Here is a 14,558-nt window from a genome sequence, read left to right as displayed (position 1 = left end):
GAAAAACGAATCCAAGTCAGACCATTTCAAATGGTTCGATGTCTGCCCGGATGCGACACATCTGGTGTGTCCATCCTCGCAGTATCCGGTTCTCAAGGTGCACGCCTGCGCCGGTTCCCGGTTGCACCGGGCCGCGCGGCAAGGAGATATATTGCCAGACCGGAGGGGCCCGCGGGGCGGGAATCTGGTTGCACACAGCTCCTACATATCTATACCCGCAGCTGACGCTTGCCAGTCGTTACCTACCACTCGCCGAGCATATCTTTATATTGAGCAGCCCCATGGCTAGAGCCGATATGCGCCCCGAGCCAAAGCGCAGCCGGCATCAAGCAACTCGTCGCGCTCCTCCACCGAAAAGCCCTCGGCGTACACTCGCACCACCGGCTCAGTGCCACTCGGGCGAACCAACAGCCAGGTATCATCCCCAAATGCCAAACGCAAGCCGTCCATGTGACTTACGCTCTGCGGCGCCTTGCCGCAAATCGACTTTGGATTCACACCGGGAAGCAGCGTGCGCAGCGACTCGGCATCTTCTGCCTCAAGTCGTAAATCTCGACGGCCATAACTTGTTTTTCCAAAACTCGCCTCGAGCTGATCGACCAGCACGCCCAGCGAAGCCCCCGTCTTTGCCATGAGCTCACACAGGAGTAGGCAAGCGAGAATGCCGTCACGCTCGGGCATATGCGCGGCAATGCCGATGCCACCGGCCTCCTCACCGCCCATAAGCACCCCGTCTTTTTTCATCTCGGCGGCTATATATTTGAAGCCAACCGGTTTTACGGTCACGCGGCAACCGAGTGCCTCGGCAACACGACGTACAAGCGTCGAGCACGATAGATTGACGACGACTCGCCCCTTCAAATTGCGAAACTGAACCAATTCGCCCATTACGAGCGCCATGATCTGATGCGGATGTATGTATCTACCGCGCTCGTCGACCGCGCCAATACGGTCAGCATCGCCATCGGTCACCAGGCCGGCACACGCACCGTCTTCGATAACTGCACGCTCGCAGGCATCCACCCACGGCTCTACGGGATCGGGACAGATATCCCTCCAATCCGATGCTTGCCCCGCATGAATCTCATGGACCTCAACACCCAGCTCGCGCAGCGAATCGGCAAGATAACCTTGAGCCGCTCCCCCCATGGGGTCGACCACCACGCGCAGATGAGCGGCACGAATGGCATCGGCATCGACAAACGATGCTACCGCTCGCATATAGTCGGGAATGATATCCGCCGTGCGATACTGCTCCTCGAGCCCCAGAGGTTCGGCGGCCATCGTTGCCTCGAGCTCTTCGATGACGTCCTGGCTTGCCGTGGAACCATCGCCCATGCGCAGTTTGAGACAGAGATAGCCCTGCGGATGATGTGAACCGGTCACCATGAGCGCCCCGCACGCCTCGCCATCGTATGCGGCAGCCCACGTGATGGCAGGCGTGGGTACAAAACGGGCCGCGAGCACGGCATCAAGGCCATGGGCCGCAAGCACGCCAGCTGCAAGTTCTGCAAACTCGCGCGCCCGGGGACGGGTGTCATACCCGATATATACCGTCTTGCCGGGATATGTCTTTTGCCAGAGCTCGCCGGCGGCATCAGCGATACGGGCAACATTGTCAGCGTTAAAATCCTCGCCGACGCGAGCGCGCCAGCCATCAGTTCCAAAATGAATTATCGCGCACACACGCAGACACCTCGCAGTGTTTGGATCATGGTACGCAAGTGGTATACCCGCAACGAGCGCCCGGCAAGCCGCCGGCGCACGCATTCACCGTTTAGGCAAAAGCCATCGAGGGCGCATATAGACAAAATAAACCGCCCCGGTTGGGGCGGTAATTCGAATGTGCTTTTCTTCGGACTCTATATATCGAGCGCGTCTGCCATAGCAGCCGTCGTGATCGCCGTGGTTCCGCAACAGCCACCAACCATTGCGGCGCCAGCCCGCTTCCACTCGACGCATGCGCGCGCGAAAGCTTCGGGGTCCTCGTGCCACACGGGCCCATCTTGCGTTTGGACCGGATTTCCCGCATTGGGACGTACAGTAACGGGCGTCGTGGCCATCTTGACCATTCTTGGTACCGCAGCGGTAGCCGCTGTCAGGGTGCAGCAATTGACCCCAACCGAGCTCGCACCGTGCTTCTCGGCATACAAGATGGCACCTTCGATGTTTAGGCCATCACCCAGCAGGTCGCCCTTGTCATCAATAGCAAAGCTCACCAGAACGGGCATGCCATCAGCGGCATCATGGACACCGGCGAGCACGGGCTGCAGATTGCGGATAGACGTGATCGTCTCGACCAGAATCCCGTCGACGCCGGCGTTGAGCAGGGCGGACGCCTGCTCGCGAGCATTTGCGCGAATCTCTCGATACTCGGAAGAATCCTCGACAAACCACTCAATCGCAATAGGTCCCATGGACCCCAGCAATAGCTGGGGATTTGCCTGGCGGGCATCGTCGACCGCCCCGCGATTGACCTCTGCCATAGATGGAGCGATTTCATCGCGATCGAGCGCAAAACCCGATGCCTGGAACGTATTGGTAATAAGCACCTGTGCGCCAGCGGCGGCATACAGTCGGTGGATGCGAGAAACCGTCTGCGGTTCGGCGAGGTTCCAAAATGCCGGCGGAATATCGGCGGCACCGTATTCACTCAGCAGCACGCTGCCCATCGGACCCTGTGCCAGCAGCGTCTCGCTGGCAAGTCGGCGCATAAGCTCCTCGCCGCCGAAGCGATTGTAATAACTCGTATCCATATATATGTTTCGCTATTCCTCGATGCTGATTCCCTGCTTTTCGAGATAGGCGAGCCAACGGACCATTGTGTCCTCGGAAAGCGCGTGCTCCATCATGCAGGCCTCGGCATCGGCGCGCTCAAAGTCGACGCCGAGCTCCTGGACCAAAAATGTGCGAATCAGGCGATGGCGATACCAGATAGCCAAACCGACCTCGCGCCCACGGTTGGTCAGGATAACCTTGCCGTAGTGAGACTGCTCGACAAGTTCGGATGCCTTGAGAGCCGAAACCGCCTTGTTGACCGATGCCTTCGAAACGCCAAGGCGCTGTGCGATATCGACCGACCGCACGCCATTAGTCTCCCCATCCTCGCTTTCGATGCGAACCATGCACTCCAAGTAGTCTTCGTTCGCCACCGTTAGATGTAGCTCGCGCGAGCTATTTGTCGTATCCATGAACATCCGTCCCTTCTGCATTCAATGGCTGATTCTACCCCATCCAAGCGTCGCGGTATGCCGCGGTATACCGTGCTAGAGTTCTTGTTGCACACGACAACCAAGATTGGAGCGGTCTCTATGGAAAACACCACCACGTACCCCGACGTACTCGAGCGTTTTTTGCGCTACGTCCAGATCAACACACAGTCCGAGGATGCCAACTGTGACCAGGTTCCGTCGAGCACCGTCCAGTTTGATCTTGCCAATGTGCTTGCCGAGGAATTGCGCGAGCTTGGTGCAACCGATGCCCATGTAACCGAAAACGCCTATGTCTGCGCTCACATTCCCGCGAGCGCCGGCTCCGAGAATAAGCCCGCCCTGGGCCTGATCGCGCACCTCGACACCACCGAGGTCGCACCGGGCGCCGGCGTTGCGCCGCACATCGTGCACTACGAGGGCGGCGACCTGGTTTGCGGCATCGTCGACGGCAAGCCCGTATCCATGAGCGCCGCCAAGCTCCCCGCCCTCAACAACCTTTTGGGCGAGGACCTGGTTTGCACCGACGGCACCACGCTGCTGGGCGCCGACGATAAGGCCGGTGTCGCCGAGATTATGGCGCTCGTCGCACGCATTGCACAGGACCCCAGCCTGCCCCACCCCACGCTTGGTATTTGTTTCTGCCCGGACGAGGAAATCGGCCACGGTGCCGAGCTGTTGGATATCGAGGACTTTGGCTGTAAGTATGCCTACACAGTCGACGGCGGTCCGGTTGGCGAGCTTGAGTGGGAGTGCTTCAACGCCGCCGAGGCTACCGTTAGCTTTGAGGGCCAGTCCATTCACCCCGGCGACGCCAAGGGCCGCATGGTTAACGCGGGCAATCTGTTCTGCGACTTCAATGCCCTGCTCCCCTACGTGCAGCGTCCGGAATACACCGAGGGCTACGAGGGCTTCTATCACCTTGAGGGCGTTTCTGCCACAGTCGACCATGCCACGGCGCGCTATATCGTCCGTGATCACGATGCCGCCAAGTTCCAGCAGAAGCTCGATCTGATGGATGCTGCCGCCGCGCTGCTCAACCAGCGTCTGGGCGAGGAGCGCGTAACGGTCGAGATCAAGCACCAGTACCGTAACATGGCCGAGATTGTCCGCGACTACCCAGAGCTGATCGATGTCGCTAAGGAATCCTTCCTTGCCTGCGATGTTGAGCCCCAGGTGCTGCCGATTCGCGGCGGCACCGACGGTGCACAGCTGTCGTTCCGCGGCCTGCCCTGTCCCAACCTTTCGACGGGCGGCTACTGCTACCACGGCGTCAATGAGTTTGTTCCGGTCAGCTCGCTTGTCAAAATGACCGACGTCTTGCAGGAGCTCGTCGCCCGCTTCGCATAAGGAACTCGAATAATCTAGGTAAGCAAAATCGCCCCGTCCTCAAAACCGAGAACGGGGCGATTTTTTGGTGCAAGGGGAGTAGTCGGCATCGCTGGTTGAATCAACGTCAGCGAGCGACGTCCAGGGCGAACAAGTTGGCATGAAAAAGGCAGGACATTGATTCTGGTCATGCCCTGCCTTTTGAATGACAAATTGTCGCTCTGGGCGGCGCGCAACGTCGAGCCGTTGCGCGGACTGGCAAGCCCGCGCAACCCTAGTAGTTGGCTTCGTAACCGTTGCCGTCGCCAGTGGGCTCCTCGTAATAATATGAGCTGTAATCCGAATCGTCCGAATAGCTCGAATCGTCCGAATAGCTCGAATCGTCCGAGCTTTCCGACGAACCGGCCGTACCGTAGGCGTAATCGTCAGAAGTATGGTTGCTCAAATCACCGATTGTGGAGCTGGTTCCGTCGGATAGGCCCATGGTGTTTGGTCCCTTAGGATCCTTGCCGGCATCGACGCGCGCCATCATCTCCTTAAGCTCGTCCTCGTAGACAAAGACATAGCTCTGGCCGTCGATCATGGTGGTTTCATCTGCGTAGGAAGGCAGATTCGCCGAATAGATGCCATCGACATCCATGCCGCGCATAGCATTGACCGTAGACACGATGTCCTGAACGCTCATATCGGTCACAAGCATATCGGACAGCGAATTAACCAGGTCGAAGACCTTCGTAGCATCAAAGTTGTTGAGAATCTGGTTGGCAAGGGCACCAAGCACCTGGCGTTGGTGACGCATGCGCGTATAGTCGCCGTCGGCATAGGTATAGCGGCAACGGGCATAGGTGAGCGCGGTAGCACCGTCCATGTGCTGCTGGCCTGCCGTAATCTTAATGTCCAGATGCTCGGGGTCATCGACATCATCGGTGGCGTTGATGTCGATACCGCCCACAGAGTCAATCAATGATTGCATACCGTCAAAGCTAACCTCGGCATAGTGGGAAATCTGCACGCCGCACAGCTCATTGACCGCTTGAACCATGGCCTCGGCACCGCCATAGGTATGGCAGGCGTTGACCTTCATGGTTTCGCCGTTATAGACAACCTTGGTATCACGTGGAATGGATATAAGCGTAGCCTGCTTTTGCGTAGGGTCGATGCGCGCCAAGATAATTGAATCGGCGCGATACGTGTCCTCGCCCGGACGACCATCGGTACCCAAAAGAAGCACGTAGAACGGATCCTTGGCCTCATTGGTATCCACCAAGATATGGCGCAGATTGTCGGTAATGACATTGGAATCGCCAAGCTTGCCCATAATGTTGGCGAACCACAGCCCGGCGGCAGTCGTAGCGCTCAACAGCACGCCAAGCACGGCGATAAGCGCAACGCGACGGATTGTCTGGCCGCGGCGGCGCTGACGAGCGCGCTCGGAGTAGCGTGCAACATTATCGCGACTGTAGATCTTGGCCTGTGCGCCGGTTGAAGGTCTTCGAGTATCCGCTAAGGGCTTCTTATTATTAAACATAGGCAACCTGCATTAGTAGATGACGGGATCGGGAACAGTGGCGTGCTCGACGTTTGCACCAAGTGCCTGCAGTTTTTCGACAAACTGCTCATAGCCACGTTTGATGTGATGGATGGCCGAGACCTCGGTAACGCCGTCGGCGATAAGGCCAGCAACGACGAGCGCGGCGCCGCCGCGCAGATCAGGCGAGGTAACCTGTGCACCCGAGAACCCCTTGACGCCATGAATCATGGCGTGATGGCTTTCGATGCGGATATCCGCGCCCATACGGACCAACTCCGACGCGAACATGAAGCGGTTCTCGAAGATATTCTCGGTAATCACAGAGCTGCCATCAGCAAGAGCGGAAAGCACCATGATCTGTGCCTGCATGTCCGTCGGGAAGCCCGGGAACGGAAGTGTCTGAATATCGACCGGCCTGATGCGCTCGACACGACTCACGTGAACGCCATTCTCGATTCGCTCACACTCGACACCCATGAGCTCCATCTTCTTGAGCACCATGCCCAAGTGAATGGGGCAAAAGCCCGTAACGTCGACTCCGCGGTCATCGGCCATCAGGGCACCGGCAACGATAAAGGTGCCGGCCTCGATGCGGTCGCCCACCACGCGATGGGTAACGGGATGCAACTCGTCCACACCTTCGATGGTCACGACGGGCGTGCCGGCGCCAACAATCTTGGCGCCCATCTCGTTGAGCATGTTGGCAAGGTCGACGATCTCGGGCTCGCGAGCCGCATTATCGATAACCGTAGTGCCTTGTGCGCGCACGGCCGCCATGATGAGGTTCTCGGTAGCGCCGACGCTGGCAAATTCAAGCGTAACCGTGGTACCACGCAACCCCTGAGGAGCGTTGGCATTGATGTAACCGTGTGCAGTGTCGAATTCTACGCCCAGCGCCTCAAGACCCAAGATGTGCATGTCGATCTTACGGGCACCCAGATTGCAGCCACCCGGCATGGCAATCTTGGCACGATGGAAACGGCCCAGCAGGGGACCCATCACGGCCGTGGAGGCGCGCATCTTGGCGACAAGCTCGTAGGGAGCCTCCCAGGAATCAACCTGAGAAGTGTCGATCTCGAGCGTATGCTCATCGAGAACGTCAATCTTGGCGCCCATACCCTTGAGCACCTTGCCCATAACATGGACATCCGAGATATCGGGCACGTTCTGCAGCGTCGTCTTCCCCGGTGCCAGAAGCGTTGCCGCCATGAGTTTGAGTGCAGAGTTCTTTGCACCCGAAACGGGCACGGAGCCTCCGATGGTGTGGCCACCTTCAACACGGATAATATCCAAGGTCTACCCTTTCAAAAAGCATGCCCGGGATGGCTGGGCCATCCCGGGCATGATGTGTTCGCAAATGGTCGAACGCCAAATCGTTTGACTATTGGGCAAGCATGAGCTTACACCATGCGATTTCATTATAGAGGTAGGCGCGGCGTGCATCATCCTCCGACAAATTACCCAGCTTCTCTTCAAAACCTTGAATATCAGCTTTAAGCTTGTCGGCATCGACGGTCGCCAAATCGCAAGCGCGCTCGGCGAGGATAATCACGACATCGTCCGCAACCTGGGCATAGCCGCCGTCCACAGCAAACGTGTGGTCGACGGTGCCCATTTGCTTATCACAAACGCGAACGTAGCCGCGATTGATCGTGCAGATCTCGCTAGCGTGACGCGGAAGAATGCCGAACTCGCCGTCCGTGGAAGGCAGGGCGACAAATGCCGCCTCACCTTCATAGGCGCAGCTCTCCGGACACACGATGCGGATTTGCATAGCCACTACTTCTCCTCCATCTTGGCGGCGCGCTCGCGCACGTCGTCAATCGTGGACGCATAACGGAACGCCTGCTCGGGCAGGTCGTCGCACTCGCCGTCGACAATGGCGGCAAACGAGCGGACCGTGTCCTCGACACGGATGTAGACACCGGGGTTGCCGGTGAACTGCTCGGCGACGTGGAAGGACTGAGACAGGAACTGCTGGAGCTTACGGGCACGGTTGACCGTAAGGCGCTGCTCCTCGGAAAGCTCGTCCATACCCAGAATGGCGATGATGTCCTGCAGGTCGGAGTACTCCTGGAGCAGCTCTTGGACTGCGACGGCCACACGATAGTGCTCCTCGCCGACAATCGAGGGATCCAGGGCGTCGGAAGAGGAAGCCAAGGGGTCGATTGCGGGATACAGACCGAGCTCGGCGATGGAACGCGAAAGAACGGTCGTGGCGTCGAGGTGTGTAAACGTCGTGGCGGGAGCCGGGTCGGTCAGGTCGTCTGCAGGGACGTAGACAGCCTGAACGGAGGTGATGGAACCCGTCTTGGTCGAGGTAATGCGCTCCTGGAGGTCGCCCATCTCGGTAGCCAGCGTGGGCTGGTAGCCAACAGCGGACGGCATACGGCCCAGAAGGGCGGAAACCTCGGAACCGGCCTGGGAGAAGCGGAAAATGTTATCGATGAACAGCAGGACGTCCTGGCCACGATCGCGGAAGTACTCAGCGGTGGTGAGGCCGGCCAGACCAATGCGCAGACGCGCTCCAGGCGGCTCGTTCATCTGACCGTAGACCAAGCAGGTCTTATCGATAACGCCAGACTCGCTCATCTCGAGGAACAGGTCGGTACCCTCACGGGTACGCTCGCCAACGCCGGTGAACACCGAGGTGCCGCCATGCTCCTGGGCGAGGTTGTTGATGAGCTCCTGAATCAGAACGGTCTTGCCGACGCCGGCACCGCCAAACAGACCCGTCTTGCCGCCACGGATGTAGGGCTCGAGCAGGTCGACGGCCTTAATGCCGGTCTCGAAAATCTCGGTCTTGGTAGTGAGCTCGTCGAAATGAGGTGCCGGGTGATGGATGGGATAAAACTCATCGATCTGGGGCATGGGCTTGCCATCGACAGGCTGGCCCATAACATTCCAAATGCGGCCGAGGGTCTCGGGGCCGACGGGCATCTTCATGGGTGCGCCGGTGTCGACCGCGACGACGCCGCGCTGCAAGCCGTCGGTCGACGTCATGGCGACGGTACGAACGACACCGCCGGGAAGCTGAGACTCAACCTCCAGGATGGTGCTGATGTGACCCATCGGCGTATCGGCCTCGACCGTGAGCGCGTTGTAGATCGAGGGGACAGCGCCATCGAACTTAACGTCGACAACTGCGCCGATGATACGGACGATACGCCCCTCACCGGCCGTCTGACGTGCCGTGGCCTCCTCGACCGCCGCTTTAACGGTGGTATCTGCCATTAGTGTTCCTCCAATGCTGCGGCTCCGCCCACGATCTCGTTGATCTCCGTGGTAATGGAAGCCTGACGCACGCGGTTATACGTACGGGTAAGAGTCGAGATGATCGACGACGCGTTCTCCGTGGCGGAGTGCATGGCCTTACGGCGCGCACCCTGCTCGGCGGCGGCCGAATCGATCAGCGCCTGGTGAATGACGGTCAGGATGTAGCTGGGGACCAGCTCAGCCAACACATGCTGGGCGCTCGGCACGAACTTGAACGAGGACGAGACGCGCTCGGGGCCCTCGTCTGCGTTCTTGCGCGGGCCATGTGCCATGGCGATCATCTCGGGGTCGAGCGGAAGCAAATGCTCGGTACGAAGAACCTGATCGACGCGGTTGCGAGCGTGATGGTACACGATCTCGACGCGGTCGAGCTGACCCTTGGAGTACTCGTCGCAGATATAGCTCGCGATCATGCGGGCATCCTCGAGGCTCGGGTCGGCCGAGGAACCCTCGAAGTGCATGACCGTGTTGGCACGGCTGCGGAAATACTCGCTCGCCTTGCGACCGCATGCGATGATCTCGCACTCGGCGCCATCATGTGCCCATTCGCGAGCGATTTTCTCGCAGGTGCGCTCAACGTTGACGTTGAAGCCGCCCGCCAGACCGCGATCGGACGTGATCGCGATGATCAGACCGCGCTTGAACTCCTCATGCGTCTTGAGCATGGGGTTGTCGCCGGCAGTCTCTGTATCGCTCGCAACGGTGTGCATGACGTCGGTGAGCGCCTTCTTGTAGGGCTCAGCCTGCGTGGCTCGATCGAGCGCGCGACGGATCTTGGCCGTAGATACCATCTCCATCGTGCGCGTGATCTGCTTGGTGCTCGTGACCGAGGAGATTCGCTTCTTAATGTCGCGAAGGTTAGCCATAGAGCTTAGTTCTCCTCTGCGCCCTCAGCTGCGCTCGCGGTGGAGGCATGCTTGGAGGCGTACTCGTTCTTGAAATCGGTGATGGCCTGAAGCAGCTGCTCTTTGGTCTCGCCGTCGATCTTGTTGGTACGGACCTTCTGCAGCAAGCCGCCAAAGCCAGCATTCATGTACTCGAGCAGCTCGGCGCGGAACGGCAGCACCTCGGAAAGGGGCAGGTCGTCGATAAAGCCCTCGTTGCCGGCGAACAGCGTAACGATCTGCTCGGCGACGTCGAACGGCTTAAAGCGCGCCTGCTTAAGAAGCTCGGTCATGTGCGCACCGTGGGTAAGCTGCTTTTGGGTGGCTGCATCCAGGTCGGAACCGAACTGGGTAAAACCGGCGAGCTCACGGTAGGCGGCAAGGTCCAGACGGAGGTTGCCGGCGACCTGCTTCATGGCCTTGGTCTGAGCGGAGCCACCGACGCGCGACACCGAGATGCCGACGTCGACTGCCGGGCGCTGGCCCTGGAAGAAGAGCTCGGACTGCAGGTAGATCTGACCATCGGTAATGGAAATGACGTTGGTCGGAATGTAGGCCGAAACGTCGCCGTCCTGGGTCTCGATGACCGGCAGGGCCGTCATGGAGCCGTAGCCGTTCTTCTTGGACATCTTGACGGCACGCTCGAGCAGGCGAGAGTGCAGGTAGAAGATGTCGCCAGGATAGGCCTCGCGTCCGGGCGGACGATGCAGCGTCAGCGACATCTGACGGTAGGCCACAGCCTGCTTGGACAGGTCATCGTAGATGACGAGCACATGGCCGCCGGGGTTGGTCTCGCTGGCGGGCTCGCCGTTCTCGCCGTTGTACATAAAGAACTCGCCGATAGCGGCACCGGCCATAGGGGCGATGTACTGCATAGGGGCCGAGTCGGCAGCGGTAGCCGAGACGATGATGGTGTAGTCGAGTGCGCCGTGCTGGGCGAGGGTCTCACGGATGTTGGCAACCGTAGAGGCCTTCTGGCCGATAGCGACGTAGATGCAGACCATGTCCTTACCGCGCTGGTTGAGGATGGCATCGATCGCGATGGCGGTCTTGCCGGTCTTACGGTCGCCGATGATGAGCTCACGCTGGCCACGGCCGATAGGAACCATGGAGTCGATAGCGAGCAGACCAGTCTGAACCGGCTCGCAGACCGGGGTGCGGTCGATAACGCCGGGGGCCTTGAACTCGATGGGGCGACGGTGCGTGGCGACGATATCGCCCAGGCCGTCGATGGGCTGGCCCAGCGGGTTGACGACGCGACCGAGCATGGCGCGGCTCACGGGAATATCCATGACGCGACCGGTGGTACGGCACTCGTCGCCTTCCTTGATGACGTTGACGGCGCCGAACAGAACAGCACCGACCTCATCGCGGTCGAGGTTCTGGGCAAGGCCGTAGACGGTCTCGCCGGTCTCGGAGCTCTTGAACTCCAAGAGCTCGCCGGCCATGGCGTTGCGCAGTCCCGAGACGCGCGCGATGCCGTCGCCAACCTCGTCAACATGGGAAACCTCTTGCGTGTCGACGGTAGCCGCCAGGCCATCGAGCTTCGCCTGCAGGGCGCGGGCGATGCTTTCGGCATTGAGGGTATCGGACATAACTAGGCTTCACCTCCGTTATTCAAAATCGTGGAACCGAGGGCCTCACGCGCTGCGCGCAGCTGGGTCTTGACGGTAACGTCGCGACGCTGGCCGCGGGCCTCGAGAATCAGACCGCCGATGATGGACGGATCGACCTTCTCGATCAGGAACACCTTGCGCTTTAGATCGGCCTCGCATTTCTCGGTAATCGTGCGGCGCAGCTCGTCATCGAGCGGGACAGCCGTGGTGACGGTGACGCCTACGACGTCCTCGTCGGTCGCGGTTACCATCCGATAAGCCGATGCAATCTGCGGCAGAAGATCGAGCTGGCCGCGCTCGAACACGGTACCGAGAACAGCAAGCACCTCGGGGCTGGCGTTCGCGATGACCTCAAGCTCGTGAAGATCGCGGAACACACGGCCCTCGGCCTTAGCGGCCTCTAGGAGGGTACGTGCATAGGTCTCGAGAACCCTGTTCTCCATGCGGCTGTTAGGCATTCAGGCTACCTGCTTCCTTGATGTAGCGCTCGATCAGACGACGCTGCTCGTCGTCGTTCTCGAGGGCCTCGCCGACAATCTTGGTCGCAACGGAGACGGAAAGATCGGCGATGGAGCCGGCAGCGGCGGCATAGATGGAGTTGCGCTCGTCCTCGGCGTTGGCGTGGGCCTTGGCAATGATGTCCTCGGCCTCCTCGTGAGCCTTGGCGATAATGCGGGCGCGCTCGGACTCGGCGTCCTGACGGGCGGCGGTCACGATGTCGGCAGCCTGACGGCGGGCGTCGGTGAGGAGGGCGTCGGACTCCTTGCGGGCCTCGATGGCCTTGCGCTTGGTGGTCTCAGCCTCATCGAGGCTGTCCTTGATGCGCTTGCCGCGCTCTTCCATCGTCTGCAGAATCTGCGGCCAGGCAAACTTGGCCAAAACGATGAAGATGATGAGGAAGGCAATGAGTGCAGGGACGAATTCCGCCATCTTGGGGACGAGGATCTCGGCCTTGTTCTCAGACTCCTCGGCGAATGCCGACACCGGCATGGCGAGCATGGCGCCCGTCAGCGCAGCAGCGACTTTCGCGTGGTTGAAATGCTTCATGGCGACTACCTTCGTGCTCAATTACGAAATCAGCGTAACGACGAAGCCGATCAGGCCCAGAGCCTCGGTGAATGCAGATGCAAGAATGAAGACGGTGAAGGCACGGCCCTGGACCTCAGGCTGACGAGCCATAGCGCCCGTAGCACCGAGTGCTGCAAGACCAATTGCGAGACCGGCACCGATAACGCCGAGACCATATCCGATAACTCCCACGATTCCTCCTTTGTCGTGCGCGTGTGCGCAGGATAAATACCTATGTTGTAGAGGCGCACGCGGGTGCCGCGCCTCCGAACACCAAATAAATGCGACCGCTAGTGGGCGTCAGCCTCTGCGATCTGAATGTACACGGCCTCGAGGACCGTAAAAACGTATGCCTGAACAAAGGCAACGATCAGCTCGACGGCGTAGATTACCAAAAGAATCAAAACCCACGCCACGCTGGGCAGGGCGCCCACGGCGTTCATGGCCGTAAAGTGCTCCAGCATCGGCTGGGCAAAGAGTGTGGCCATGATGGCGAACGAGCCCATGACGATGTGGCCGGCGAACATGTTGCAGAACAGACGGACGGCGAGCGTGACCAGGCGCAGGCACAGCGAGAAGAGCTCGATGACCCACACGAAGACGTTCATGGGGAAGGCGACGCCCGCAGGGGCGAGGCTCTTGAAGTACCCAAAGAAGCCGTGCTTCTTGATACCGAAATAGATGAAGTACACAAACGACACGAGTGCGAGGGCGGCGGTACAGCCGATGGCACCGGTGCCGGGCTTCATGCCGGGGATGAGGCCGATAAAGTTGTTGATCAGGATAAAGAAGAACAGCGAGGCCAAAAACGGGAAGTGCTTCTTCCAGTTGTCGCCAACGACACCCTTGGCGATATCGTCCTGCACGTACTCGATGACCCACTCGACGCCGTTAACGAAGAAGCCCTCGGGGACAACCTTCTGCTTCTTAGTAAACGCGAAAAAGACCACGAACATGACGACAGCGGCGATAAGCAGCCAGAACGAGTACTGCGTCAGGCCCGCGTTAAGGTCACCCACGACCGGAGCCGAGGAGAACTCAGCGACGAGCTCGGCGATCGCGCTGGGTAACTTGGCAAATGCGTCCAAGATTCCACCTTCCCTGTTTGCCCGCACCAAGGTGGGGCAACGCCTTTAATCCTTCATAATCACCATGCAGGCGATCACGATCCAACAAATCAAAAACCCGGCGAGCTCGCCGCACAAAAAGGCGATGAGCGCCACGGGGGCTACCAGGTGCACAATTACGACGCCCATAAAGAGCACCGCAAACGACACTATGGTACCCAACATGCCTACCGTCATGTTGGCATCGCGTCGATGCGCCAGCACCGGAGCAAGCGCAAGGTACAACGGCAAAAATGCAACAAGACCGACGACGAATCCCGTTGCGATGAACGGCACGTGGCCTGCCAGCTCAACCGGCATGTGCGTTCCCTTCTCGCGACATATAGCCCACATGGAGCCATACCCCGCTCACATCGTCCTAGTATTTTAGGGCGCGTGATTGCAAAATCAATGCACTGTTACCCAACCTTAATCGCGTCTTTAGCCCCTTGGGGTGTCAAACGGACAAAAGGCCGAGCACTGAGGACGAATGGGTCGCGATGGCCGACGAGCGTACTTGACAAACGCCGCCGCACCCG

The 14,558-nt window shown here is 59.5% G+C and carries 15 protein-coding genes; 1 reads left to right on the top strand and 14 read right to left on the bottom strand.

Annotated features, from left to right (window positions below):
- Positions 1 to 285: 285 nt before the first annotated feature.
- The 3 genes from ACTQ1S_RS06550 to ACTQ1S_RS06540 all read right to left on the bottom strand — a co-directional run bounded on the left by ACTQ1S_RS06550 (position 286) and on the right by ACTQ1S_RS06540 (position 3,191).
- The gene (locus ACTQ1S_RS06550; protein ID WP_441547327.1) at positions 286 to 1,686 is read right to left on the bottom strand and encodes a phosphoglucomutase/phosphomannomutase family protein; all 1,401 of its coding nucleotides are present in this window, start codon (positions 1,684 to 1,686) and stop codon (positions 286 to 288) included.
- A gap of 176 nt (positions 1,687 to 1,862) precedes the next feature.
- A complete protein-coding gene (locus ACTQ1S_RS06545; protein WP_441547326.1) occupies positions 1,863 to 2,756 on the bottom strand; it encodes a homocysteine S-methyltransferase family protein in 894 nt (297 codons plus the stop codon).
- Positions 2,757 to 2,768: 12 nt separating this feature from the next.
- Positions 2,769 to 3,191 carry a metal-dependent transcriptional regulator gene (locus ACTQ1S_RS06540; RefSeq protein WP_154518396.1) on the bottom strand — a complete coding sequence of 141 codons (423 nt, stop codon included), beginning with the start codon at positions 3,189 to 3,191 and terminating at the stop codon, positions 2,769 to 2,771.
- A 120-nt stretch (positions 3,192 to 3,311) separates the two neighbouring features.
- Between ACTQ1S_RS06540 and pepT the strand changes: the two genes are divergently transcribed.
- Positions 3,312 to 4,559: a peptidase T gene (gene pepT / locus ACTQ1S_RS06535; protein WP_441547325.1), complete on the top strand. Its 1,248-nt coding sequence runs from the start codon at positions 3,312 to 3,314 to the stop codon at positions 4,557 to 4,559.
- A gap of 253 nt (positions 4,560 to 4,812) precedes the next feature.
- Here the strand turns inward: pepT and ACTQ1S_RS06530 are convergent, their stop codons facing one another.
- The 11 genes from ACTQ1S_RS06530 to ACTQ1S_RS06480 all read right to left on the bottom strand — a co-directional run bounded on the left by ACTQ1S_RS06530 (position 4,813) and on the right by ACTQ1S_RS06480 (position 14,340).
- Complete coding sequence (locus tag ACTQ1S_RS06530) at positions 4,813 to 6,066, bottom strand: LCP family protein (protein WP_441538264.1); 1,254 nt, start codon at positions 6,064 to 6,066, stop codon at positions 4,813 to 4,815.
- A gap of 12 nt (positions 6,067 to 6,078) precedes the next feature.
- Positions 6,079 to 7,362 (bottom strand): UDP-N-acetylglucosamine 1-carboxyvinyltransferase, encoded by a 1,284-nt coding sequence (gene murA, locus ACTQ1S_RS06525; protein WP_441538262.1) that lies wholly within the window; start codon positions 7,360 to 7,362, stop codon positions 6,079 to 6,081.
- Between the two features lie 88 nt (positions 7,363 to 7,450).
- On the bottom strand, positions 7,451 to 7,843 hold the full coding sequence (atpC, locus tag ACTQ1S_RS06520) for an ATP synthase F1 subunit epsilon (RefSeq protein WP_441547328.1): 393 nt from the start codon (positions 7,841 to 7,843) through the stop codon (positions 7,451 to 7,453).
- A gap of 5 nt (positions 7,844 to 7,848) precedes the next feature.
- Positions 7,849 to 9,303: a F0F1 ATP synthase subunit beta gene (gene atpD, locus ACTQ1S_RS06515; RefSeq protein ID WP_427727748.1), complete on the bottom strand. Its 1,455-nt coding sequence runs from the start codon at positions 9,301 to 9,303 to the stop codon at positions 7,849 to 7,851.
- A complete protein-coding gene (atpG, locus tag ACTQ1S_RS06510) occupies positions 9,303 to 10,211 on the bottom strand; it encodes an ATP synthase F1 subunit gamma (RefSeq protein WP_441049241.1) in 909 nt (302 codons plus the stop codon). The genes atpD and atpG overlap by 1 nt, the downstream gene beginning before the upstream one ends.
- A gap of 5 nt (positions 10,212 to 10,216) precedes the next feature.
- Positions 10,217 to 11,824, bottom strand: a complete 1,608-nt coding sequence (gene atpA, locus ACTQ1S_RS06505; protein WP_441063903.1) for a F0F1 ATP synthase subunit alpha — start codon at positions 11,822 to 11,824, stop codon at positions 10,217 to 10,219.
- A 2-nt stretch (positions 11,825 to 11,826) separates the two neighbouring features.
- A complete protein-coding gene (locus tag ACTQ1S_RS06500) occupies positions 11,827 to 12,303 on the bottom strand; it encodes a F0F1 ATP synthase subunit delta (RefSeq protein WP_427727743.1) in 477 nt (158 codons plus the stop codon).
- Positions 12,296 to 12,892, bottom strand: coding sequence for a F0F1 ATP synthase subunit B (atpF, locus tag ACTQ1S_RS06495; RefSeq protein ID WP_427727741.1), 597 nt, complete (start codon positions 12,890 to 12,892; stop codon positions 12,296 to 12,298). Before atpF ends, ACTQ1S_RS06500 begins: the two co-directional genes overlap by 8 nt.
- A gap of 21 nt (positions 12,893 to 12,913) precedes the next feature.
- On the bottom strand, positions 12,914 to 13,105 hold the full coding sequence (locus ACTQ1S_RS06490; protein ID WP_427727739.1) for an ATP synthase F0 subunit C: 192 nt from the start codon (positions 13,103 to 13,105) through the stop codon (positions 12,914 to 12,916).
- A 98-nt stretch (positions 13,106 to 13,203) separates the two neighbouring features.
- Complete coding sequence (gene atpB / locus ACTQ1S_RS06485; protein ID WP_441032000.1) at positions 13,204 to 14,001, bottom strand: F0F1 ATP synthase subunit A; 798 nt, start codon at positions 13,999 to 14,001, stop codon at positions 13,204 to 13,206.
- 45 nt (positions 14,002 to 14,046) lie between these two features.
- Positions 14,047 to 14,340 carry a hypothetical protein gene (locus tag ACTQ1S_RS06480; protein WP_441067848.1) on the bottom strand — a complete coding sequence of 98 codons (294 nt, stop codon included), beginning with the start codon at positions 14,338 to 14,340 and terminating at the stop codon, positions 14,047 to 14,049.
- Positions 14,341 to 14,558: the final 218 nt, after the last annotated feature.

Origin of the sequence: Collinsella sp. LCP21S3_D3 (assembly GCF_052118305.1) — a bacterium.
In the GTDB taxonomy this organism is placed as follows: Bacteria; Actinomycetota; Coriobacteriia; order Coriobacteriales; family Coriobacteriaceae; genus Collinsella.
This window is presented reverse-complemented; position numbering and strand designations above follow the sequence as displayed.